At 73.3% G+C, this 21,527-nt stretch carries 17 protein-coding genes; 4 read left to right on the forward strand and 13 right to left on the reverse strand.

Features of this window, described 5'->3' with window-relative positions:
- Positions 1 to 157: 157 nt before the first annotated feature.
- From ACFWXO_RS01225 to ACFWXO_RS01240, 4 genes are all read right to left on the reverse strand, one after another.
- Positions 158 to 1,948: a GMC oxidoreductase gene (locus tag ACFWXO_RS01225; protein WP_375882172.1), complete on the reverse strand. Its 1,791-nt coding sequence runs from the start codon at positions 1,946 to 1,948 to the stop codon at positions 158 to 160.
- Between the two features lie 68 nt (positions 1,949 to 2,016).
- Positions 2,017 to 3,660 carry a succinic semialdehyde dehydrogenase gene (locus ACFWXO_RS01230; RefSeq protein ID WP_380521200.1) on the reverse strand — a complete coding sequence of 548 codons (1,644 nt, stop codon included), beginning with the start codon at positions 3,658 to 3,660 and terminating at the stop codon, positions 2,017 to 2,019.
- Between the two features lie 171 nt (positions 3,661 to 3,831).
- Entirely contained in the window at positions 3,832 to 5,607 is a 1,776-nt protein-coding gene (locus ACFWXO_RS01235; RefSeq protein WP_380521202.1) for a protein kinase, read from the reverse strand.
- Positions 5,608 to 5,769: 162 nt separating this feature from the next.
- Positions 5,770 to 6,849: a protein kinase gene (locus ACFWXO_RS01240; RefSeq protein ID WP_380521204.1), complete on the reverse strand. Its 1,080-nt coding sequence runs from the start codon at positions 6,847 to 6,849 to the stop codon at positions 5,770 to 5,772.
- Between the two features lie 57 nt (positions 6,850 to 6,906).
- Here ACFWXO_RS01240 and ACFWXO_RS01245 point away from each other — a divergent pair, with 57 nt between their 5' ends.
- Positions 6,907 to 7,434, forward strand: a complete 528-nt coding sequence (locus ACFWXO_RS01245; RefSeq protein ID WP_380521206.1) for an SHOCT domain-containing protein — start codon at positions 6,907 to 6,909, stop codon at positions 7,432 to 7,434.
- A 7-nt stretch (positions 7,435 to 7,441) separates the two neighbouring features.
- Here the strand turns inward: ACFWXO_RS01245 and ACFWXO_RS01250 are convergent, their stop codons facing one another.
- Positions 7,442 to 9,391, reverse strand: coding sequence for a serine/threonine-protein kinase (locus ACFWXO_RS01250; RefSeq protein ID WP_380521208.1), 1,950 nt, complete (start codon positions 9,389 to 9,391; stop codon positions 7,442 to 7,444).
- 252 nt (positions 9,392 to 9,643) lie between these two features.
- On the opposite strand from ACFWXO_RS01250, the gene ACFWXO_RS01255 reads away from it, so the two are divergent.
- Positions 9,644 to 10,210, forward strand: a complete 567-nt coding sequence (locus ACFWXO_RS01255; RefSeq protein WP_380521210.1) for a hypothetical protein — start codon at positions 9,644 to 9,646, stop codon at positions 10,208 to 10,210.
- Between the two features lie 73 nt (positions 10,211 to 10,283).
- Here ACFWXO_RS01255 and ACFWXO_RS01260 read toward each other — a convergent pair whose 3' ends face one another.
- From ACFWXO_RS01260 to ACFWXO_RS01275, 4 genes are all read right to left on the reverse strand, one after another.
- Positions 10,284 to 11,411, reverse strand: a complete 1,128-nt coding sequence (locus ACFWXO_RS01260) for a GuaB3 family IMP dehydrogenase-related protein (RefSeq protein ID WP_375882152.1) — start codon at positions 11,409 to 11,411, stop codon at positions 10,284 to 10,286.
- A gap of 148 nt (positions 11,412 to 11,559) precedes the next feature.
- The gene (guaB, locus tag ACFWXO_RS01265) at positions 11,560 to 13,062 is read right to left on the reverse strand and encodes an IMP dehydrogenase (protein WP_375882150.1); all 1,503 of its coding nucleotides are present in this window, start codon (positions 13,060 to 13,062) and stop codon (positions 11,560 to 11,562) included.
- A 291-nt stretch (positions 13,063 to 13,353) separates the two neighbouring features.
- The gene (shbA, locus tag ACFWXO_RS01270) at positions 13,354 to 14,067 is read right to left on the reverse strand and encodes an RNA polymerase sigma factor ShbA (protein ID WP_375882147.1); all 714 of its coding nucleotides are present in this window, start codon (positions 14,065 to 14,067) and stop codon (positions 13,354 to 13,356) included.
- A gap of 335 nt (positions 14,068 to 14,402) precedes the next feature.
- Entirely contained in the window at positions 14,403 to 15,014 is a 612-nt protein-coding gene (locus ACFWXO_RS01275; RefSeq protein ID WP_014136228.1) for a response regulator transcription factor, read from the reverse strand.
- A gap of 562 nt (positions 15,015 to 15,576) precedes the next feature.
- On the opposite strand from ACFWXO_RS01275, the gene ACFWXO_RS01280 reads away from it, so the two are divergent.
- Positions 15,577 to 15,903 (forward strand): WhiB family transcriptional regulator, encoded by a 327-nt coding sequence (locus ACFWXO_RS01280; RefSeq protein ID WP_375882144.1) that lies wholly within the window; start codon positions 15,577 to 15,579, stop codon positions 15,901 to 15,903.
- 89 nt (positions 15,904 to 15,992) lie between these two features.
- Here the strand turns inward: ACFWXO_RS01280 and ACFWXO_RS01285 are convergent, their stop codons facing one another.
- The 3 genes from ACFWXO_RS01285 to groES form a co-directional block, all read right to left on the reverse strand.
- A complete protein-coding gene (locus ACFWXO_RS01285) occupies positions 15,993 to 16,991 on the reverse strand; it encodes a LysR family transcriptional regulator (protein WP_375882141.1) in 999 nt (332 codons plus the stop codon).
- Positions 16,992 to 17,131: 140 nt separating this feature from the next.
- Positions 17,132 to 18,760 (reverse strand): chaperonin GroEL, encoded by a 1,629-nt coding sequence (groL, locus tag ACFWXO_RS01290; RefSeq protein WP_375882138.1) that lies wholly within the window; start codon positions 18,758 to 18,760, stop codon positions 17,132 to 17,134.
- A 112-nt stretch (positions 18,761 to 18,872) separates the two neighbouring features.
- Positions 18,873 to 19,178: a co-chaperone GroES gene (gene groES, locus ACFWXO_RS01295; RefSeq protein ID WP_014136232.1), complete on the reverse strand. Its 306-nt coding sequence runs from the start codon at positions 19,176 to 19,178 to the stop codon at positions 18,873 to 18,875.
- A 296-nt stretch (positions 19,179 to 19,474) separates the two neighbouring features.
- Here groES and ACFWXO_RS01300 point away from each other — a divergent pair, with 296 nt between their 5' ends.
- Positions 19,475 to 20,644 (forward strand): methyltransferase domain-containing protein, encoded by a 1,170-nt coding sequence (locus tag ACFWXO_RS01300; protein WP_380521324.1) that lies wholly within the window; start codon positions 19,475 to 19,477, stop codon positions 20,642 to 20,644.
- Positions 20,645 to 20,655: 11 nt separating this feature from the next.
- Here ACFWXO_RS01300 and ACFWXO_RS01305 read toward each other — a convergent pair whose 3' ends face one another.
- Positions 20,656 to 21,516 carry a polysaccharide deacetylase family protein gene (locus ACFWXO_RS01305; protein ID WP_380521326.1) on the reverse strand — a complete coding sequence of 287 codons (861 nt, stop codon included), beginning with the start codon at positions 21,514 to 21,516 and terminating at the stop codon, positions 20,656 to 20,658.
- Positions 21,517 to 21,527: the final 11 nt, after the last annotated feature.

The raw sequence follows: 21,527 nt of genomic DNA on the forward strand, positions 1-21,527 counted from the left end.
CACCACCCGAGTCGCGCCGCACGATGCGCAGTTGGCCATGGCCGCAGTCCCCCCGCTCGACGAGTTCCTGGTCCCCCAGGGAGCCCGTTTATCCCATCGGACCCGAACGACTGTCAACCGGGAAGCGGCGCAGGCCGGTTGGCCCTCCCGGGCGGGTTCAGCCCTGCTTCTTCGGGACCTCCGGGACGGGCAGCAGCGGCAGTCGCAGCGCGCCGAACGCGCCCTCCGGCACGGCCGGTCGCACCGGTGCGACCGGCGCGACCCGGTGGTAGGACCCGCCCTGCTCCGGGCGCCGGTCGGCCTCGCCCTTGTTGGGCCACATCGACATCGCCCGCTCGGCCTGCGCGGTGATGGTGAGCGAGGGGTTGACGCCGAGGTTGGCGGAGACCGCCGAGCCGTCCACCACGCTGATCCCCGGGTACCCGTACAGCCGGTGGTACGGGTCGACCACGCCGGTCTCGGGGGCGTCGCCGATCGGGCAGCCGCCGAGGAAGTGGGCGGTCATCGGGATGTCGAAGATCTCGCCGACGGTGCTGCCCGCGAAGCCGTTGATCTCGTCGGCCAGCGCCTGGGCGCCCTTCTCGGCGGCCGGGATCCAGGTCGGGTTGGGGGTGCCGTGGCCCTGGCTGGAGGTGAGCCGGGGCTTGCCGAGCGGGCCCTTCTTGAGCGAGACGGTGATCGAGTTGTCGAGCGACTGCATCACCAGGCCGATGATCGTCTTCTCGGACCAGCCGCGCTGGTTCATCGACCGGGCGAAGGTCACCGGGTGGAGCGCCGAGTTGCCCAGGTAGCGCAGCCAGCGCGGGCCCTTCCCACCGCCCTTGACCTGGGCGATCGACAGCGCGCCCATCGCGTTGGAGCCCTTGCCGTAGCGGACCGGCTCGATGTGGGTGTTGGCGTCCGGGTGGATCGAGGAGGTGATCGCCACCCCCTTGGTGAAGTCCGCCTTGGCGCCGTAGCGCCGGTCGGTGGTCTGCGCGCCCACCAGCGCCTCGGAGTTGGTGCGGGTCAGCTCGCCGAGCCGGGCGGAGATCCGGGGCAGGTGGCCGGCGTCGCGCATCCGGTGCAGCAGCGACTGGGTGCCGTAGGTACCGGCCGCGACCACCACCCGGGCCGCGGTGAGGGTCCGCGCGCCCGCCTTGACCCGGTCGGTCCTCGACCGGGAGTCGGTGCGCCGCACGTCCACCGCGAAGCCGCCCCCGGACTCCCGGATCCGGGCCACGGTGGTGAGCGGGTGGATCTCCGCGCCACCCTGCTCGGCCAGGTACAGGTAGTTCTCGGTGAGCATGTTCTTGGCGCCGTGCCGGCAGCCGGTCATGCACTCGCCGCACTCCACGCAGGCCTTGCGGGCCGGGCCGGCCCCGCCGAAGTACGGGTCGGCGACCTCCTCGCCGGGCGCGCCCTTGGCGGTGCCGTCGGTGTCCTTGCCGTCCCCGAAGAAGACCCCGACCGGCGCCATGTGGAAGGTGTCCCCGACGCCCATCTGCTCGGCCGCCGCCTTGAGGTGGACGTCGGACGGCGTGACGGTCGGGTTCAGCCGGACCCCGAGCATCCGCTGCGCCTGGTCGTAGAACGGCGCCAACTCCTGCTGCCAGTCGGTGATGTGGCGCCACTGGCGATCCTCGAAGAAGGCCTTCGGCGGCACGTACAGGGTGTTGGCGTAGTTCAGCGAACCGCCGCCGACCCCGGCGCCGGCCAGGATCAGCACGTTGGCCAGCAGGTGGATCCGCTGGATGCCGTACAGCCCGAGCTGCGGCGCCCACAGGTAGTTCGGCAGGTCCCAGGAGTTGCGGGGCAGTTCGTCCCGCTCGAAGCGCCGCCCGGCCTCCAGGACGGCGACCCGGTAGCCCTTCTCGGTCAGCCGCAGCGCCGCGACCGAACCGCCGAAGCCGGAGCCGACCACGACCACGTCGTAGTCGAACTCCGCCGCACCGCCGGACTCCACCATCTGCCTCTGCTCCTCGGGGTCGAAAAAGGGGGTCGGACCGGTCGGGGGAACCCCGGCCGGGGGCACCGCTACTTGAACCGCAGCGCCTTGAGCGCCCGCAGCCCGCCGGTCATCACGGCGGCGAACTGCTTGTCGTCCAGGCCGAACGAGGGCGCGATCGGCATCAGCCGCTGGGTCGAGACGGTCTGCGCCTCGGTGAACCGCAGGATGCCGTCGGCGCCGTGCCGCCGGCCCAGACCGGAGTCGCCCATGCCGCCCATCGGCGCGGCGACCGAGCCGTAGGCGGCCGCGTAGGCCTCGTTGACGTTGACCGTCCCGGTGCGCAGCCGGGCCGCGACCGCCCGGCCGCGCCGCAGGTCCCTGGTCCAGACGCTGGAGTTCAGGCCGTACGGCGTGGAGTTGGCGGCGGCCACCGCCTCCTCCTCGGTGTCGAAGCGGTAGACCGAGACGACCGGGCCGAAGGTCTCCTCGCCGCACACCGCCATCTCCGGGGTCACCCCGTCCAGGACGGTGGGTTCGTAGAAGTACGGGCCGAGGTCGGGCCGGGCCCGCCCGCCGGCGAGCACCACGGCACCGGCCTTGACCGCCTCGTCCACGTGCCGGGTGGTGGTGTCCAGCTGCCGGGCGGAGACCAGCGAGCCCGTGTCGGCGCCGTACGCCAGACCGCCGCCCAGCCGCAGCGCCTTGGTGCGGGCGACGAACAGCTCCAGGAAGCGGTCGGCCACCGAGCGGTGCACCAGCAGCCGCTCGATCGAGATGCACAGCTGCCCGGCCGAGGAGAAGCAGGCCCGGACGGCGCCCGCGGCGGCGGCCTCCAGGTCGGCGTCGGAGAGCACCAGCATGGCGTTCTTGCCGCCGAGTTCGAGCGAGGCGCCGACCAGCCGGGCGGCGGCGCGCTGGGCGACCTCGCGGCCGGTGCGGGTGGAGCCGGTGAAGGAGACGTAGTCGGCGTGCTCCACCACGGCGGGGCCGATCACCGGGCCGTCGCCGATCACCACCTGCCACAGGTCGGCCGGCAGCCCCGCCTCGATCAGCAGTTCGCGGGCCCACAGGCCGGTCAGCGCGGTCTGGGTGTCGGGCTTGTTGACGACGGCGTTGCCGGCCACGAAGGCGGGCAGCAGGTCGCCGACGCACAGCTCCAGCGGGTAGTTCCACGGCGAGATGTGGCCGATCACGCCCTTGGGGCGGCGGGCCTCCACGGTGTGGGTGAGCACCGGCAGCGCACCGCCGCGGCGCCGGTCCTTGAGGTAGCCCTGCGCGGCGCGCCCGTAGTGCCGGGCGGCCATGGCGACGGCCAGCACCTCCTCGAAGGCGTGCAGCCGGGCCTTGCCGGTCTCCGCCTGCACCAGGTCCAGCACCTCGTCCTGCCGCTTGAGCAGCAGGTCGTGGAAGCGCAGCAGGACGGCGGCCCGGCGGCGCACCGGCAGTGCGGCCCAGGCCGCCTGGGCGCGGCGGGCCAGCTGGAAGGCGACCTCGACGTCGGCCGGGGTGGACTGCGGCAGACCGGCCAGCCGCTCACCGGTCAGCGGGGCGACGGTCTCCACCAGACTGGGCTCGCCGGTCGCGGTGACCCCGCCGGCCAGCCGCTCGACCAGGGACCGGGGCACGGCCGTCGCGACGGTCCGGCCCCCGCCGGGGGCGGCCGGGTTGCCGTCCGCCGGGGCGGCGCCGGAGTGTTCGGTGGCCACTGCATCTGCTGTGAGGTCCGACATACGGCGCAGCCTAGGCCTTCGGGCCCCGGTGCGGTACCCGTCGGTAACAAGAATCTGCCGCAGTCGGGCGAAAGCGGGGCGCTCCGCCCGTACGGCCCGCTCCCCCCTCCCGGGCCCAGCGGGTCGGGCTCAGCGGATCGAGCTCAGCGGGTCGGGCTCAGCCGGTCGGGCTCAGCGGGTCGGCGTGAAGTGGTTGAGCACCGTGGTGAAGCGCTGCTCGGCCTGCTGCCACTCGCCGTCCTTGTCCGGGCTGGACGCGTAGACCGCGTAGGCGGTGCCGTCCTCGTCGATGAACTCGGTCTCGATCGCCCGCCGGCGCCCGCCCTCCTTGGCCGCGTAGCTGAACTCCCAGGTGGCCGCCTCGTGGCCGTTGACCACGGAGCTCGCCATCCGGAGCTGCTTGTAGTCCTTGAGCGACTTGGAGACGCTGCCCTCCATCTGCCGCATGTGGTCCAGCGGCTTGACGGACTGGCCGACGGTGACCGCGAACTGCAGGTAGTGCACCCGGTTGTCGGGGCTGTAGAAGATCTGGTTGGCGTCGGTGCCGAGGCTGCGCTGCCAGGCCGGACCGCCGGTCGGCAGCGGGAAGCGGAAGCCGGCCTGGTCGTCGACCCAGCGGTAGCCGGCCGGTGCGGGCGCCCCCGGGGCGGGGGTGCCGGTCTGGTCCGGTTCGGTGGGCCCGGCGGTGTCGGGCTGGGTGGTCGGGGTGGGGTCGGCGGTCGAGGAGCCGACCACGTGCCGGGTCGCGAGGAAGGTCGCCGCGGCCGCCAGCAGGCCGACCGCCACCGCGACGGCGACCAGCTTCATCCGGTTGCGGCGCTTGGCCGGACCGCGCACGGGCGCACTGGGGTGCGCGACCGGCGCGCCGACGGCGGTGTGCGCTCCCCCGGGGGCTTCGGGCCCGACCGGGGGTACGGCGGCCGCCACCGCGGTCCCGGCCGGACGCGGGTCCGTCGGCGCCTCCGAAGCGGCCGGGGCGTCCGAGCCCTCCGGCGCCGAGGCCACCGTCCCCTCCGGCCCGGCCGGGCGGTCCACCACCGGCACCGACTGGGTGGGCGTCCGCACCGGGCCGACCGTCGACCCGACCGTCTTGAGCCCCATGGTGTGCCCGGCCTGGACCTCGGCCAGCATCCGGGCCGCCTCGTCCGCGTTCGGCCGGTCGTTCGGGTCCTTGGCCATCAGCGCGGCCAGCACCGGGCCGAGCGGACCGGCCCGGCGCGACTCCGGCAGCGGCTCGTCGACCACCGCGGCCAGCGTGGTGATCGGCGAGTCCCGGCGGAACGGCGACTGGCCCTCGACCGCCGCGTACAGCGTCGCCCCGAGGCCCCACAGGTCGGAGGCCGGCCCGGGCCGCTCGCCCTGGGCGCGCTCCGGGGCCAGGTAGTCCGGCGAACCGACCAGGTCACCGGGCCGGGTCAGCTCGGTCGAGCCCTCGTACTTGGCGATGCCGAAGTCCAGCAGCACGACCCGCCCGGTGCCGCGCTCCAGCAGCACGTTGGCCGGCTTGACGTCCCGGTGCAGCACGCCCAGCTGGTGGCCGCGGTGCAGCGCGGCGAGCACCTGGCTGCCGACCTCGGCGGCGGCCCGCGGCGGCAGGGTGCCGTCCTGGCTGATCACGTCGGCCAGCGAGCGGCCGTCGACCAGCTCCATCACGATCCACGGCCGGCCGTCCTGCTCCAGCACGTCGTGCACGGTGATCACACCGGGGTGCTTGATCCGGGCGGCGGCGCTGGCCTCGCGCTTCATCCGGGTGTGCAGGATCTGCAGGTCCTCCTCGGGAAGGTGGTTGACGGTCAGCTCCTTGACCGCGACCTCGCGGTCCAGCATCCGGTCCCAGGCCCGCCAGACCGTCCCCATCCCGCCCCGGCCGAGCCGCTCACCGAGCTCGTACCGCCCGGCCAGCAACCGCTCCGCCTCGGCCGCTTCCGGCCGGTCCTGCACGCCCATCGGCGACCGCTCCCCCTCTCCGCTTCCACCCGCGCCACGACGGCCGAACGACCGCCGCAGACCGCTGTTCGAACAAATCCCACGGACACATTAGGCGCACCGTGCCGAGCCCGGTAATCTCGCCCACCCGCCGGACCGGCGGACCGGCGCGAACCGGGGCCGTCAGCCTGCGAACAGGACCACGGCGACCACGGCCAGCACCAGCAGCAGGAACACTCCTCCGACCAGCAGCGGACCCAGCAGCGCCGGGCGTATCCGGGGGCTCCTCGCACTCCCCGCCCCGGTCTCCGGCGCCGCCGCCGGCCGGGCGCGCCGCCGACGCAGCGGCACCAGCGGCGCGTCGGGCTTCAGTTCGACCTCCCGGGCCGCCCGCTCCCCGTCGGCCGGCTCCGGCGCGCCCACCAGCAGCGCCGCCAGCTCCTCCCGCAGCTCCGCGGCGGTGGGCCGCAGCGTGGGGTCGGGCTGCACCAGCCGCTCGACCGCCGGCGCCACCGGCCCGCAGACCACGGAGGGTTCGCGCCGCCCGTCCCGCACGGCCGTCACCAGCTCGGGCACGCCGAGCTCCGGGAACGGCGAGCGCCCGGTGACCATCCGCTGCAGCAGCACCCCGAGCGCCCAGCAGTCCCCGGCCGGGCCGCCGTCCAGCGGCCAGCGCTCGGCCACCGGACCGGCCAGGGTGGCCCGGACCTCGTAGCGGCGGCGCCCGCCGGGCCCGCCGAGGTCCTCGGCCAGCGCCTCCTGCGCCACCCCGTCCAGCAGGCCGCCGAGCATCGCCGCGCCGTCCTCGCAGACCAGCACCGACTCGGCGGTCACATTGCCGTGGGCGAGCCCGGCCTCGTGCAGCGCCCGCAGCGCGCCGGCCAGGTCGGCGGCCAACTCGGCCGCCCGGTAGGGCGGGAGCGGTCCGGCGGTGAGCAGTTCGGCCAGCGTCCGGCCGGCCGGGCGCTCCTCGACCGTCCACAGCAGCTCGCCCTCGACGAAGGCGCCGACCCCGCGCAGCAGCCGCGGGTGCCACGACGGGGCGGCCGCGCCGACCGCCGCCACCCGCCGCACCAGGCGGTCCCCGTGCCCGGGGTTCGGCTCGTCCGGGTCCTGACCCGCCGTCAGCAGCGCGGGCAGCTCCACAGCGCGCAGCAGGACCGTTTCACCGGTCCGCTCGTCCACCGCGCAGGCGCGCAGCAGTTCGGGACGGTCCGTCAGCCGGTACCGCCCCGCCAACAACTGGCCCGGGCCGCCTCGCATGCCAGTTCCTCTCGCTCACCGAGCAGCCTACTGATCGGCTCCTTTACGCTCGGCCCCATGGACTGGACCGATCTGATCGACACCGCCTTCAAGATGGCGGGCAACAGCAACCAAGCCAACCGGGCCGAGGCGGTCCGCACCGTCGAGGCGTCCGTCATCGGGGGCGAGAAGCCCGTCGCCTCCACGGCCGGGCGCCATCCCGACCACTTCCGCAAGGGGGTGCTGGTCCTCACCACCCACCGGCTGCTCTTCCTGAAGGACGGGAAACCTCCGGTACCGGTTCCGCTCGCCGCCGTCACCGACGCCACCGTCGCCCGGACCAAGCTCAACGGCGAGGTGCTGACCGTCGTCGCGCTGACCGGCTCCCACCGCTTCGAGGACGTGGCGAAGGCCGAGGTCTTCGCCGAGCAGGTCCGCGAGGCCGCCCGCCTCGCCCGTACCTCCCCGCCCGCTCCGGCACCCGCTCCCGGGTCCCCGGCCGGCGAGCAGCTCATCGGCCAGTTGGAGCGCCTGGCCGCCCTCCGGGTCTCCGGCGCGCTCACCGACGAGGAGTTCACCCTCGCCAAGCAGCGCCTGCTCGGCTGAACCGGACCTACGGCGCCGGCTGGAAGGTGTTGAAGACGACGTCCCGGGCCGGGGCCTGCGCGGCCCACTGCGCGTCCGGGACGATCCAGTAGATCGAGTAGCCGTACTTGGCCGGACTGCCCGTCACGAAGCCGCGGTTGAGCGAGTGGCTCTTGGGCGTGCCGTTGGTCCACTCCCAGTCCGCCGCGTTGGTCCACTGCCGGTAGGTGATCGCCGCCAGGTTCACCCGCTGGTAGTTGGTCACCTGGCCGCGCACGTTCGGCTCGGACTCCTGCCAGTCGGCCAGGGCGCTCTCGCCGGGCGTGGTGGTCCACTCGATCCGCAGCTGGCTGCCGTCGGCGGAGTTCTTGAAGATCCGCCGGTTGGCCTCCGACCCGGCCGGCTGCAGCCAGTCCGGCAGCACGACCGAGAAGCCGCTCGGGTCCTGGTACGCGTGGAACCCGGCCGGCACCGCCCCACCGGGCGGGGTCGGCGCCGGATCGCTCGACGCGGACGACGCCGACGGCTGCGGCTGCGGCTGTGCCGGGGTGGTGGCGGCCGGCGGCGGCACCGCGGCCGAGGACGGCGCCTCGGTGGGCGTGCCGCCCGGAGCCGGCGCACTGCCCGTCGCCGCCGGCCCCGCGCTCGGCGTGGCCTCCCCGGTGGTCGCGGCCGGCGAGGTGGCGCCCGCACTGTGCGTGCCGGCCCCCTTCGCCCCGGTGTCCCCGCTACCGACCGCCCGGACCACCGCGACGATCCCGGCGATCAGCAGCAGCACGACCACCACGGTCGCGATGGCCAGCCGCCGCCGTCCCTTGCGCGGATCGGCCCCGGCCGCCTGGGTCGCGCCCATCGTCCACTCACTGGTCACCGGCCGGATCGGCTCGGTCGCCGGCGCCGACGCGGCCGGATCGGCCGCCTCGGCCGGCCCCGCTGCCTCCGCCACGGGCTCCACGGCCTTGGCCCGGCTCCCCACCCGGACCGTCCCCAGCAGCCCGCCCACGGTCCGCTTCGGCGTCTCCTTCGGCGTCTCCTCCGGAGCCGGGGCCTCCTGCGCGCTGCCTTCCCCGGCGGCGTCCTTCTGCTCCGCCTTCTCCCCGCCCGCGACCGGCACCGCGTGCTCGGTGGTCGACTCCGCCCGCGCGGTCGCCTCCGCCACCACCCGCTTGAGCATGGAGCGGGTCTGCGTCGCGTCCAGCCGCTTCGCGGGGTCCTTCTCCAGCAGCCCCTCGATCACCGGCAGCAGCGGCCCGGCGTTCACCGGCGTGGTCAGGTCCTCGGTCATCACCGCGGTCAGGGTGGCCAGCGCCGACCCCCGGTCGTACGGCGGCCGCCCCTCGACCATCGCGTACAGCGTCCCGCCCAGCGACCACAGGTCGGCCGGCGGACCGGGCTTCTGCCCGCGCGCCCGCTCCGGGGATATGTACGAGGGCGCGCCGACCAGCATCCCGGTGGACGTCACCGAGGCGTCGCCCTCGACACTGGCGATCCCGAAGTCGGTGAGCACGACCCGGCCGTCCTCGCCGATCAGCACGTTGGACGGCTTGACGTCCCGGTGCAGGATGCCCAGCGCGTGCGCCGCGATCAGCACGCCCAGCACGTCCAGCGCGATCTCCGCCGCCCGGGCGGGCGCCAGCGGCCCGTCCTCCCGCACGACGTCGGCCAACGAGCGGGACTCGACCAGCTCCATCACGATCCACGGCCGGTCGTCCTCGTCGACGACGTCGAAGACGGTCACCGCCGAGTTGTGCCGGATCCGCGCGGTGGCCTTCGCCTCGCGCAGCGTCCGGACGATCAGCCGGTGCTTCTCCTCCTCCTCGACGCTGGCGTTCATCCGCAGTTCCTTGACCGCGACGGTCCGGCCCAGCATCTCGTCCTCGGCGCGCCAGACAGTGCCCATGCCACCGCGTCCGAGCACGCCGTTCAGCCGGTAGCGGCCGGCCAGGAGGCGGCCGGTGGAACCCTGCGCCTGGGTCATTCGGAACGTTCCCCCATGTGCTGCTGGCGGTCGTGGTGACGGCGCGTCGGCCCGGCCCGGGCCCGAACGCCCAAGCCTCCATCATCCCCTGTCCGGGAAGGTGGCGGCCACCCGCCCCCCGTCCCAAGCCGGGACGAACCGGAACGGGTGCGACGCTCCGTGCCCGATCTGTGATCGAAAACTCGCCATGATCTGCCCGGAGCGCTGCTACCGTTCGGCAGCTCATCGTTTTTCCGGGGGGACTCGATGCCCATGACCGCACCCGCACCGGGCGCTGACGGCCCGTCGCCACGCCCGCGCACCGCCCAGCACTTCTCGGTGGCCCCGGTCCTGGACACCCCCGAGGGCTACGTCGCCCCCGGCATGCCCGGCGTCCCGGTCACCGGCTACACCCCCGACACCCCCGCCCCCCGCCGCCGGGCCCCCCGCCGCCGCACCGCCCTGGCCCTCGCCCTCGCCCTGCTCGCCACGCTCCTCGGCGGCCTCGCCTACGGCTGCGCGCCCCTGCGCGCCGCCGACAGCCTCGGCTGGCTCACCATCGCCCAGGCCGGCCTGGTCGCCCTCCCCCTCGGCCGCCTGGGCGGCCGGAACCCGCTGCTCCCGCCCCTGGGCGCCCTCCTCGCCGCCGGCGCCCTCCTGCTCGGCCAACTCACCCAGCACCTGCGCCTGCTCCTCGCCACCACCCCCACCCCCCACCCGCTCCTCCCCCAGACCCTCACCGGCTGGCGCGGCGACCTCCGCCCCCTCGACCTGGCCTTCTACGCCATCGCCCTGATCGGCGGCTTCCTCCTCACCCGCCGCTCCGCCAACGGCACCTGATCCCCACCCCCGGGAACACCGACGGCCCGCTCCCCCCGGAGGGAGAACGGGCCGTCAGCCGAGGACCGGACCGTCAGCGGTGGTCCAGCGCCGGGTTGACCGTCACCTCGACCCGCTGGAACTCCTTCAGCTCCGTGTAGCCCGTGGTGGCCATCGCCCGGCGCAGCGCCCCGAACAGGTTCATCGTCCCGTCCGGAGTGTGCGAGGGCCCGGTCAGGATCTCCTCGGTGCTGCCGACCGTCCCGAGGTCGACCCGCTTCCCGCGCGGCAGCTCCTCGTGGACCGCCTCCATCCCCCAGTGGAAGCCCTTGCCCGGAGCGTCCGTCGCCCGCGCCAGCGCCGCCCCGATCATGACCGCGTCGGCACCGCAGGCGACCGCCTTCGGAATGTCGCCGCTGTACCCGACGCCACCGTCCGCGATCACGTGCACGTAGCGCCCGCCGGACTCGTCCATGTAGTCCCGACGCGCGGCCGCGACGTCCGCCACCGCGGTCGCCATCGGCACCTGGATCCCGAGCACGTTCCGGGTGGTGTGCGCGGCGCCCCCGCCGAAGCCCACCAGCACGCCGGCCGCGCCGGTCCGCATCAGGTGCAGCGCGGCGGTGTACGTGGCGCAGCCGCCGACGATCACCGGAACGTCCAGCTCGTAGATGAACTGCTTCAGGTTCAGCGGCTCGGCGGCGCTGGAGACGTGCTCGGCCGAGACGGTGGTGCCGCGGATGACGAAGACGTCGACCCCGGCGTCCACGACGGCCTTGGAGAACTCGGCGGTCCGCTGCGGGGAGAGCGCGGCGGCGGTGACGACGCCGGAGTCGCGGACCTCCTGGATCCGCTGCTTGATCAGCTCGGCGCGGATCGGCGCGGAGTAGATCTCCTGGAGGCGGCGGGTCGCGGTGGCCTCGTCGGTGATCGAGGCGATCTCGTCCAGCAGCGGCTGCGGGTCCTCGTAGCGGGTCCAGAGGCCTTCGAGGTTCAGCACGCCCAGGCCGCCGAGGCGACCGATGGCGATGGCCTGCTGCGGCGAGACCACGCTGTCCATGGGGGCGGCCAGGAACGGCAGCTCGAAGCGGTAGGCGTCGATCTGCCAGGCGATCGAGACCTCCTTCGGGTCACGCGTACGCCGGCTGGGGACGACGGCGATGTCGTCGAAGGCGTACGCCCGGCGGCCGCGCTTGCCTCGCCCGATCTCGATCTCAGTCACTTCGAGCCCTTCTGGTTTGTTGCTCATGCCCGCCGGGTCACCCCGGCCGCCCCCAGTATCCCGTACCAGCGCTGGTGGCGCCCCGACGGCCCGGTCCCCGGACGCGCGGAAGGGCCCGCCGTGGCGGGCCCTTCCGGGGTCGAGCGGGTCAGCGCGACGAGTAGTTCGGCGCCTCGACGGTCATCTGGATGTCGTGCGGGTGGCTCTCCTTGAGGCCCGCCGAGGTGATCCGGACGAAGCGGCCCTTGCTCTCCATCTCGGCGATGGTGGCGGCACCGACGTAGCCCATGGTCTGGCGCAGGCCGCCGACCAGCTGGTGCAGCACGGCCGACAGCGGGCCGCGGTACTGGACCTGGCCCTCGATGCCCTCGGGGACGAGCTTGTCGTCCGAGGCGACCTCGGCCTGGAAGTAGCGGTCCTTGGAGTAGGAGCGGCCCTGGCCGCGGGACTGCATGGCGCCCAGCGAGCCCATGCCGCGGTAGGACTTGAACTGCTTGCCGTTGATGAACAGCAGCTCGCCCGGGGACTCCTCGCAGCCGGCCAGCAGCGAGCCCAGCATCACGGTGTCGGCACCGGCGGCGAGCGCCTTGCCGATGTCGCCCGAGTACTGCAGGCCGCCGTCGCCGATGACCGGCACGCCGGCCGCCTGGCAGGCCAGCGCGGCCTCGTAGATGGCGGTGATCTGCGGGACGCCGATACCGGCGACCACGCGGGTGGTGCAGATGGAGCCGGGGCCGACGCCGACCTTGACGCCGTCCACGCCGGCGTCGATCAGCGCCTGGGCGCCGTCGCGGGTGGCGACGTTGCCGCCGACCACGTCGACCTTGACGGCGGACTTGATCTTCTCGATCCAGGCCAGCGCGTTGTGGCTGTGGCCGTGCGAGGTGTCGACGACCAGGAAGTCCACGCCCGCCTCGACCAGGGCCTGGGCCCGGTCGAAGGCCTCGGCGCTGGCGCCGACGGCGGCGCCGACCAGCAGACGGCCCTCGGCGTCCTTGGCGGCGTTCGGGTACTGCTCGGCCTTGACGAAGTCCTTGACCGTGATCAGGCCCTTGATCCGGCCCTCGTCGTCGACCAGCGGGAGCTTCTCGATCTTGTGGCGGCGCAGCAGCGCCATCGCGTCCTCGCCGGAGATGCCGACCTTGCCGGTGATCAGCGGCATCGGGGTCATGATCTCGCGGACCCGGCGGGTGCGGTCCGACTCGAAGGCCATGTCGCGGTTGGTGACGATGCCGAGCAGCTTGCCGGACTCGTCGGCGATCGGGACGCCGGAGATGCGGAACTTGGCGCACAGCGCGTCGGCCTCGGCGAGCCTGGTGTCCGGGCCGACCGTGATCGGGTCGGTGACCATGCCGGACTCGGAGCGCTTCACCAGGTCGACCTGGTTGGCCTGGTCCTCGACCGACAGGTTGCGGTGCAGCACGCCGACGCCGCCCTGGCGGGCCATGGCGATGGCCATCCGCGCCTCGGTGACCTTGTCCATCGCCGCGGACAGCAGCGGGATGTTGACGCGGACGTTCCGGGAGACCCGCGAGGAGGTGTCGACCTGGTTCGGCAGCACCGCGGAGGCCCCGGGCAGCAGCAGGACGTCATCGAACGTGAGCCCGAGCATGGCGAACTTCTCGGGTACGCCTGCGGCGTTGTAAGACATTTGGGGGTACCTTCCGTGGCCGGCCTTATCCGCTCGCGCCCAGAGGGAGGGGGCGCGTTGATCGCTCACTCGCGCAGACGGCCGAAAGCCGGGTGGCTTGGAGGAAGCTCCAACGGAACCCCGTGTGCACCCGCAAAACTTTGGCAACCTGCCCAGGCGCCGATACCCCATGGTACTGGCACCGCGAATGTGTCCTCGTGTGCCCTTGACAACAAGCGCCCCCGCGGGCTCATTCCGCCCGGCCGGGCCCCCTGGCCTGCGCCTCCGGTCAGGAGGAGGCGGCGCCCGGCCTCAGGAGGACTCCTCCGCGAGCGCCCGCAGCCGGCTGAGCGCGCGGTGCTGGGCGACCCGGACGGCCCCCGGCGACATCCCGAGCACCTCGCCGGTCTCCTCCGCCGACAGCCCGGCGGCCACCCGCAGCAGCACCAGCTCGCGCTGACGGGCCGGCAGGTTGGAGAGCAGCTCCTTGGCCCAGGCCGCGTCGCTGCTCAGCAGCGCCTGCTCCTCCGGGCCGAGCGCCTCGTCCGGCACCTCCGGCAGGTCGTCCTGCGGCACGACGGTGGAGCCGGGCCCGCGCATCGCGGCCCGCTGCAGATCGGCGATCTTGTGTGCGGCGATGCCGTAGACGAAGGCCTCGAACGGCCGTCCCTGGTCCTTGTACCGGGGCAGCGCGCACAGCACCGCGACACAGACCTCCTGGGCCACGTCGTCCACGTGGTGCCGGGCCCCGCCGGGCAGCCGGACCAGCCGGGCGCGGCAGTACCGCAGCGCCAGCGGGTGGACGTAGGCGAGCAGCGCGTCGATCGCCGGGCCCTCACCGCGCACGGCGGCCGCGACCAGTTCGCCCACCAGGGGGGAGCCGCCCGTGCCGAGCACCGGCGGGCGGCCCGGACCGTCCCCGGTCACGGAGTCGCCGGATTCCGCGTACGCGTCACGACCCGGGTCGGAGGGCTCGGCCTCACCCGGGTCCGCCTGGCCGGCCGCACCGGCGACATCGTCGCGCATCGGTCCATGGTGCCTGGTCGATCGGGAAAACGCGGCACCGCGTCCGGAGTTGTGCACCGGAACGTTATGCGCTGCGGCACCGTGCGGCGTGCCGCGCACCACCGGCCCCTCCTGCACCGTGCCGCCTCCCGCCGCGCCGCCGTGGGTGGTCCTGTCCGTCGCGCCGTCCGCCGAGTGTCCTGCGGCTGCGTGGTTCGCCGCAGTGCCTGTCCGCTGGTCCCCGAGGTGCTCCACTCCTCCATGGTGCAACCTCGGGACCGTAACGTCACACGCCCGTGCGGCGTCCGCTCCGGAATTCGAGGGCGGCGCGCCGCGGCCGGCGGCGCCGCCGACGGTCAGCGGACCAGGCCCCAGCGGAAACCCAGCGCCACCGCGTGCGCACGGTCGGAGGCGCCGAGCTTCTTGAACAGCCGTCGGGCGTGGGTCTTGACGGTGTCCTCGGACAGGAACAGCTCGCGCCCGATCTCGGCGTTGCTGCGCCCGTGGCTCATGCCCTCCAGCACCTGGATCTCACGCGCCGTCAAGGTCGGTGCCGCGCCCATGTCGGGGCTGCGCAGCCGGCGCGGGGCGAGCCGCCAGGTCGGGTCGGCGAGGGCCTGGGTGACGGTGGCCCGCAGCTCGGCGCGCGAGGCGTCCTTGTGCAGGTACCCGCGGGCACCCGCGGCCACCGCGAGCGCGACCCCGTCGAGGTCCTCGGCGACGGTGAGCATGATGATCCGCGCGCCCGGATCGGCGGACAGCAGCCGCCGGACGGTCTCGACCCCGCCGAGGCCGGGCATCCGGACGTCCATCAGGACGAGATCGGAGCGGTCGGCCACCCAGCGGCGGAGGACCTCCTCCCCGTTCGTCGCGGTGGTGACCCGGTCCACACCGGGTACGGTCGCGACGGCGCGGCGAAGCGCCTCGCGGGCGAGCGGGGAATCGTCGCAAACGAGAACGGAAGTCATGACCGTCGTCCTCCGCAGCTGATCCGCGTCACGTTGAGCCTCCTGGCTGGTACGAACCTCTCCGACACGGCCGATCGGCGACGGACTTCGTCCTGATCGCCCCGACTTGCCCGCGATCGTTCCCGACGTCCGGCGCCCGCTAACCGCCTCCGCACTACCAACGACCGTCACTCGAATGAGTTACGGCCTTCGGGCCATCTCCACCACTGTACGTGGCCAACCCATTACCGATCAGCCGCATCGCGGTGCACACGCCGCACTTTTACGCAGCTCGCGCGCGGTGGGCGCACGACCCGCACGCCGGTACGGGTCGTCGCGCGCCCGTCGACCACCCGATTGCCACACCTCGCGCCCGCCGAACCCCTTGCCCACTTTGCCCGTTTTTATAGCTTTCGTATGGTCATTGACTGTTGTGCCAGTGTGTGGGTGACTTGTCCATGGAGTTGCCTTAAGTCATATTTCCAGGTGTCCACACCAGCGCGGGACGCCCCGCCGGGCACCGTTCGGCAGCAGCCCGCCGAACCGCCCGGCCGCCGCCGACCGCCTCTGAAGGGAATGAGCCATGGCAGATTTCTCCCGCCTCCCCGGTCCCAACGCGGACCTCTGGGACTGGCAGCTCTCGGCGGCCTGCCGCGGCGTGGACAGCTCGCTCTTCTTCCACCCGGAGGGTGAGCGCGGAGCGGCCCGCAGTTCGCGCGAGACCAGCGCCAAGGAGGTCTGCATGCGCTGCCCGGTGATCGCCGAGTGCGCGGCGCACGCCCTGGCGGTCCGCGAGCCGTACGGGGTCTGGGGCGGGATGACCGAGGACGAGCGCGAGGAGATGCTGGGCCGCTCGCGGCACCGCCTGGTGGAGGTCCCGTTGACCCCGCCGGCGGTCGCGCACCGTTAGACCCGCGCTCGCGGCGCGCCGTGAAGAAACGTTCCTTCGCGGCGCATCAGGCCGCTCCGCCCCCCTCTGGGGAACCCGGTCACCGATCGTCAGCGATCGGCGGCCGCACCCGCCAGCCGCTCCCGCATCAGCGCGACGGCCGGCACCTCGGCCAGGTCCGGCAGCGTGAGCGCCACCACCTGGCGCACCGCCGGCGCCCCCGAGGCCGTCCGCACCGGAACCGTCGACACGCCGTCAGGACGCACCGACTGGAGGGCCAGCCGGGGCAGCACCGCCACCCCGAGCCCGGCCGCCACCAGGCCGACCACCGCCGGGTAGTCGTCGGTCGCGAAGTCGATCCGGGGCTCGAAACCCGCCCCCGCGCACAGCTCCACCAGGTGCCCCCGGCACTGCGGGCAGCCGGCGATCCACTGCTCCCCCGCCAGCTCCGCCAGCTCCACCGGACCGCCCCGCCCGGCCAGCGGGTGGGCGGCCGGCAGCAGGCCCACCAGCGGGTCGTCCAGCAGCGGGGTGACCACCAGGTCGGACCAGTCGGTGCCGGCCGACAGCTGCTGGGCCTCCAGGTTCGCCTCGGCCCGGGCCTCGCGCGGCGTGCCGTGCGCGGGGGCGGGCGCCGCGGCCGCACCGTCGGACTGCGGGTAGCGGAAGGCCAGCGCGATCTCGCACTCGCCGCCGCGCAGCATCGCCAGCGACTCCGGCGGCTCGGCCTCGACCAGCGACACGCGCACCCCCGGATGGCTGTCCCGCAGGCGGGCGACCGCGGGCGGCACCAGGGTGGAACTCGCGGTCGGGAAGGAGACCAGCCGCACCCGGCCGGCCCGCAGCCCGGCGATCGCGGCCACCTCCTCCTCGGCGGCGGAGAGCCCGGCCAGGATCCCGGTGGCATGCTTGAGCAGCACCCGCCCGGCCTCGCTGAGCTGCATCCCGCGGCCCGAGCGGACCACCAGCGGGGTGTCCACCGACTTCTCCAGGGCCTTCATCTGCTGGCTGATGGCGGGCTGGGTGCACCCCAGCTCGCGGGCGGCGGCGGAGAAGGAGCCGGTGCGGGCGACGGCACGCAGGACGCGCAGGTGGCGGGCCTCGATCATGCCTCAGTTATAAGGCAATCTTTGCATTCTGCAAAATTCTACTGATAGTTGAAGCCTCAAGCGCACCGCCGAACAACGGCCGGAGGCCCGGTCCGACTCCCCGAGGGAGTGGACCGGGCCTCCGGTCAGGCGTCGGTGCCTCAGTGCGAGTGGCCGTGGCCGCCGTGCGAGTGACCGGCGTCGGCCTCCTCCTCCTTCTTCTCCACCACGAGGGTCTCGGTGGTGAGGAGCAGGGAGGCGATCGAGGCGGCGTTCTCCAGCGCGGAGCGGGTGACCTTGACCGGGTCGATGACGCCGGCCTTCAGCAGGTCGCCGTACTCGCCGGTGGCCGCGTTGAAGCCGTGACCGGCCTCCAGTTCGGCGACCTTGTGGGTGATGACGTAGCCCTCGAGGCCGGCGTTCTGGGCGATCCAGCGCAGCGGCTCGTGCAGCGCCTTGCGGACCACGGCGACACCGGTGGCCTCGTCACCCGACAGGCCCAGGCCGTCGTTCAGCACCTTGGCGGCGTGCACCAGCGAGGCGCCACCGCCGGCGACGATGCCCTCCTCGACCGCGGCGCGGGTCGCCGAGATGGCGTCCTCCAGACGGTGCTTGCGCTCCTTGAGCTCCACCTCGGTGGCGGCGCCGACCTTGATGACGCAGACGCCGCCGGCCAGCTTGGCCAGGCGCTCCTGCAGCTTCTCGCGGTCCCAGTCGGAGTCGGTCGCGGCGATCTCGCCCTTGATCTGGGCGACGCGGCCGGCCACGGCCTCGGAGTCACCGGCACCGTCGACGACGGTGGTGTCGTCCTTGGTGATGGTCACGCGGCGGGCGGTGCCCAGCACGTCCAGACCGGCCTGGTCGAGCTTGAGGCCGACCTCCTCGGAGATGACCGTGCCGCCGGTGAGGACGGCCAGGTCGCCGAGGATCGCCTTACGGCGGTCGCCGAAGCCCGGGGCCTTGACGGCGACGGCGTTGAAGGTGCCGCGGATCTTGTTCACGACCAGGGTCGACAGCGCCTCGCCGTCGACGTCCTCGGCGATGATCAGCAGCGGCTTGGAGGCACCGCTCTGCAGGATCTTCTCCAGCAGCGGCAGCAGCTCCTGGATGGAGGAGATCTTGCCCTGGTTGATCAGGATGTACGGGTCCTCGAGGACCGCTTCCTGGCGCTCGGCGTCGGTGACGAAGTACGGCGACAGGTAGCCCTTGTCGAACTGCATGCCCTCGGTGAAGTCCAGCTCCACGCCGAAGGTGTTCGACTCCTCGACGGTGATGACACCGTCCTTGCCGACCTTGTCGATCGCCTCGGCGATCAGCTCGCCGACCTGGGTGTCCTGCGCGGAGAGGGACGCGACGGCGGCGACGTCGTCCTTGCCCTCGATCTCGCGGGCGATGGACAGCAGGTGCTCGGAGACGGCGGCGACGGCCTTGTCGATGCCCTTCTTGAGGGCGGCCGGGCCGGCACCGGCGGCGACGTTGCGCAGACCCTCGTTGACCAGGGCCTGGGCCAGCACGGTGGCGGTGGTGGTGCCGTCACCCGCGACGTCGTTGGTCTTGGTGGCGACCTCCTTGACGAGCTGCGCGCCAAGGTTCTCGTACGGGTCGTCCAGCTCGACCTCACGGGCGATGGTGACACCGTCGTTGGTGATGGTCGGGGCGCCGAACTTCTTGTCGATGACGACGTTGCGGCCCTTGGGGCCGATGGTCACCTTGACGGTGTCGGCCAGCTTGTTGACACCGCGCTCCAGCGAGCGGCGGGCGTCCTCGTCGAACTGCAGGATCTTCGCCATGTTCCCTATTCCCTCGGGGCTGCGGCCGGCCGGCCGCCGAACTACGTGAACCAACAACCACGCCCCGGGCCCCTGTCACTAGGGACACGGATCCGGGGCGGGTCGGAACGACTTACTTCTCGATGATGGCGAGAACGTCGCGGGCGGAGAGGACGAGGTACTCCTCGCCCTGGTACTTCACCTCAGTGCCGCCGTACTTCGAGTACAGGACGATGTCACCCACGGCGACGTCGAGCGGCAGACGCTGGCCGTCCTCGAAGCGGCCCGGGCCGACAGCCAGGACGACGCCCTCCTGGGGCTTCTCCTTGGCGGTGTCCGGGATAACCAGGCCGGAGGCCGTGGTGGTCTCGGCGTCGAGCGGCTGGACCACAATGCGGTCCTCGAGCGGCTTGATGGCAACCTTGCTGCTGGTGGTCACGTCCGAGCTCCCCTTCGGAGATTACGGGGTTTTCTAACGGGTAGGGGCGAACCTGCGTACCTGCCGTCGCGGGGGTCAGGCACACGTCTTCGCATTAGCACTCCCCCAGTGGGGAGTGCCAAGGACGACCATAGGCTGCCGTTAGCACTCAGTCAACCAGAGTGCCAACGACGCGCCCTGCGGGCTCGACCCGCGGACGAGCGGCCACACTCCGGATCCACTCCCCGGGCCCCGCCGGCGACGCCGTTCGCGCCGGCGCTGCCGGCCCTGCTGACGGGCCGACCGGTCAGAATGACCTGGTGGACACCGAGAACCTCCAGCCCCTGCTGACCCCCGAGGGTCAGGCCCTGCTCGCCGAGCTGCGCGAGTTCACCCCCGAGGAGGAGCTGGCGCTGGCCACCCGGTTGCGGCGGGAGCACCCGGCGGAGCTGGTGTCGGCGGCGTTCGGCCAGGCGCGGCTGCGGCAGCGGGCGCGGGCGAAGTTCGGGGCGGACGCCGACCTGATGTACTTCACGCCCAACGGGGTCGAGCAGTCCACCCGGCGCAGCGTGGCCGAGTGGCGGGCCCGCCGCTTCGCCGAGCTGGGCGTACGGCGCCTGGCGGACCTCTGCTGCGGCATCGGCGGGGACGTGCTGGCCCTGGCCCGGGCCGGGATCCGGGTGCTGGCCGTCGACAAGGACCCGGCGGCCTGCGCCGCCACCGCCGCCAACGCCGCCGCGCTGGGCCTGTCGGAGCTGGTGGAGGTGCGCTGCGCGGACGTCGCCGAGGTGGACGTCACCGGCTACGACGCGGTGTTCACCGACCCGGCGCGGCGCACCTCGCGCGGCCGGGTGTTCGACCCGGAGGCGTACGCCCCGCCGCTGTCCTGGGCGGTCGAGGCCGGGCGGCGGACCCCGATCGGCGCGTTGAAGGTCGCCCCGGGCATCCCGCACGAGGCCGTCCCGGCGGACGCCGAGGCCGAGTGGGTCTCCGACCACGGGGACGTCAAGGAGGCGGTGCTCTGGTTCGGCACCGGGGCGGTCCGCCCGCACCGCGCGACCCTGCTGCCGCACGGCGACAGCCTGACCGGCGGCGACCTGCCCGACCCGCCGGCCGGCCCGGTCGGGCGCTACCTGTACGAGCCGGACGGCGCGGTGATCCGGGCGCACCTGGTGGCCGAGGTGGCCGGGCAGGTCGACGGCCGGCTGATCGACCCGAAGATCGCCTACGTGACCTCGGACCGCCTGGTCGCCACCCCGTACGCGCACGCCTTCGAGCTCACCGACGTGCTCCCGTACAACGTCAAGAAGCTGAAGGCGCTGCTGCGCGAGCGCGGGGTCGGCACGGTGGTGATCAAGAAGCGCGGGATGGCGATCACCCCGGAGGAGCTGCGCCGCCAGCTCAAGCCCTCCGGGCCGAACTCCGTCACGGTGATCCTCAGCCGCACCGACAACGGGCCGCTGATGATGCTGGGCCGGCCGGTCTGAGCGGACAGGGCCTAGGAGGCCGGCGCCTGGATGTAGTCCTCCAGCCGGGCCACCGAGAAGCCCTGCTCCTGGATCCGGGCCAGCAGGTCCGCGAACATCTGGGTCATGGTGGCGCCCTTGAGCTCCTTGGGGCCGCGGAAGTGCGCCAGGATGATGTCGCCGGACTTCAGCTTCTTGTCGCCCGCCTGGTACTGCATGTCGTGGATCTGCATCGACTCGCGCCACAGCACGATCGCGCGCGGGCCGCACTGCTGCACCGAGGTGTTGAGCATCGGGGTGTTGGCGCCGTCGCCGAACGGCGGGCGGAACAGCAGCGGGGCGGTGCCGTACTGCTGGGTGAGCGCGGCCTGGTCCTCGCAGATCTCGGACTTCTGCTTGTCGGCCGACAGCTTGCTCATCACCGGGTGGGTGACGGTGTGGTTCTGGATGTGGTTGCCCAGTGCCTGGAGCGGCTTGAAGTAGCCGTAGTCGTTCTTGACGATGTCCTTGGTCAGGAACATCGAGATCGGCACCTTGAGGTCGGTCAGCATCTCGACGAACTTCGGGTCCTTCTCGGCGCCGTCGTCGATGGTGATGAAGATGACCTTGTCGGTGGTCTTCACATCGCTGAACACCGGTACGGTGCCGGTGCGTTCGAGCTTGACGGGCTTGTCGGCCGGCGGCGCGGGGGCCGGGGCGAGCGGCTTGAGGTTCCACTTCGCCCAGGCCGCGGCGTCGCCCTGGGCCGGGGCCGCGCCGGGCGTGGTGGCCGCGGCGCTGGGGGTGCCGCCGGCGGGCGGCCGGGTCTGCTCCGCCGTCCCGGCCGTGCTCGCGGCCGGGGGGGGGGGGGCGGCCCCCCCCCGGGGGGGGCCCCCGCGGGGGGGGGCGAGCACGGGCCCCCCCC

The sequence above is a fragment of the Kitasatospora sp. NPDC059088 genome, assembly GCF_042738155.1.
Taxonomy (GTDB): Bacteria; Actinomycetota; Actinomycetes; order Streptomycetales; family Streptomycetaceae; genus Kitasatospora.

Bases quoted from the DNA above. Each gene is read 5' to 3' on its own strand.
- ACFWXO_RS01225 (WP_375882172.1), bottom strand. From the start codon at position 1,948: ATGGTGGAGTCCGGCGGTGCGGCGGAGTTCGACTACGACGTGGTCGTG.
- ACFWXO_RS01230 (WP_380521200.1), bottom strand. From the start codon at position 3,660: ATGTCGGACCTCACAGCAGATGCAGTGGCCACCGAACACTCCGGCGCC.
- ACFWXO_RS01235 (WP_380521202.1), bottom strand. From the start codon at position 5,607: ATGGGCGTGCAGGACCGGCCGGAAGCGGCCGAGGCGGAGCGGTTGCTG.
- ACFWXO_RS01240 (WP_380521204.1), bottom strand. From the start codon at position 6,849: ATGCGAGGCGGCCCGGGCCAGTTGTTGGCGGGGCGGTACCGGCTGACG.
- ACFWXO_RS01245 (WP_380521206.1), top strand. From the start codon at position 6,907: ATGGACTGGACCGATCTGATCGACACCGCCTTCAAGATGGCGGGCAAC.
- ACFWXO_RS01250 (WP_380521208.1), bottom strand. From the start codon at position 9,391: ATGACCCAGGCGCAGGGTTCCACCGGCCGCCTCCTGGCCGGCCGCTAC.
- ACFWXO_RS01255 (WP_380521210.1), top strand. From the start codon at position 9,644: ATGACCGCACCCGCACCGGGCGCTGACGGCCCGTCGCCACGCCCGCGC.
- guaB (WP_375882150.1), bottom strand. From the start codon at position 13,062: ATGTCTTACAACGCCGCAGGCGTACCCGAGAAGTTCGCCATGCTCGGG.
- shbA (WP_375882147.1), bottom strand. From the start codon at position 14,067: ATGCGCGACGATGTCGCCGGTGCGGCCGGCCAGGCGGACCCGGGTGAG.
- ACFWXO_RS01275 (WP_014136228.1), bottom strand. From the start codon at position 15,014: ATGACTTCCGTTCTCGTTTGCGACGATTCCCCGCTCGCCCGCGAGGCG.
- ACFWXO_RS01280 (WP_375882144.1), top strand. From the start codon at position 15,577: ATGGCAGATTTCTCCCGCCTCCCCGGTCCCAACGCGGACCTCTGGGAC.
- ACFWXO_RS01285 (WP_375882141.1), bottom strand. From the start codon at position 16,991: ATGATCGAGGCCCGCCACCTGCGCGTCCTGCGTGCCGTCGCCCGCACC.
- groL (WP_375882138.1), bottom strand. From the start codon at position 18,760: ATGGCGAAGATCCTGCAGTTCGACGAGGACGCCCGCCGCTCGCTGGAG.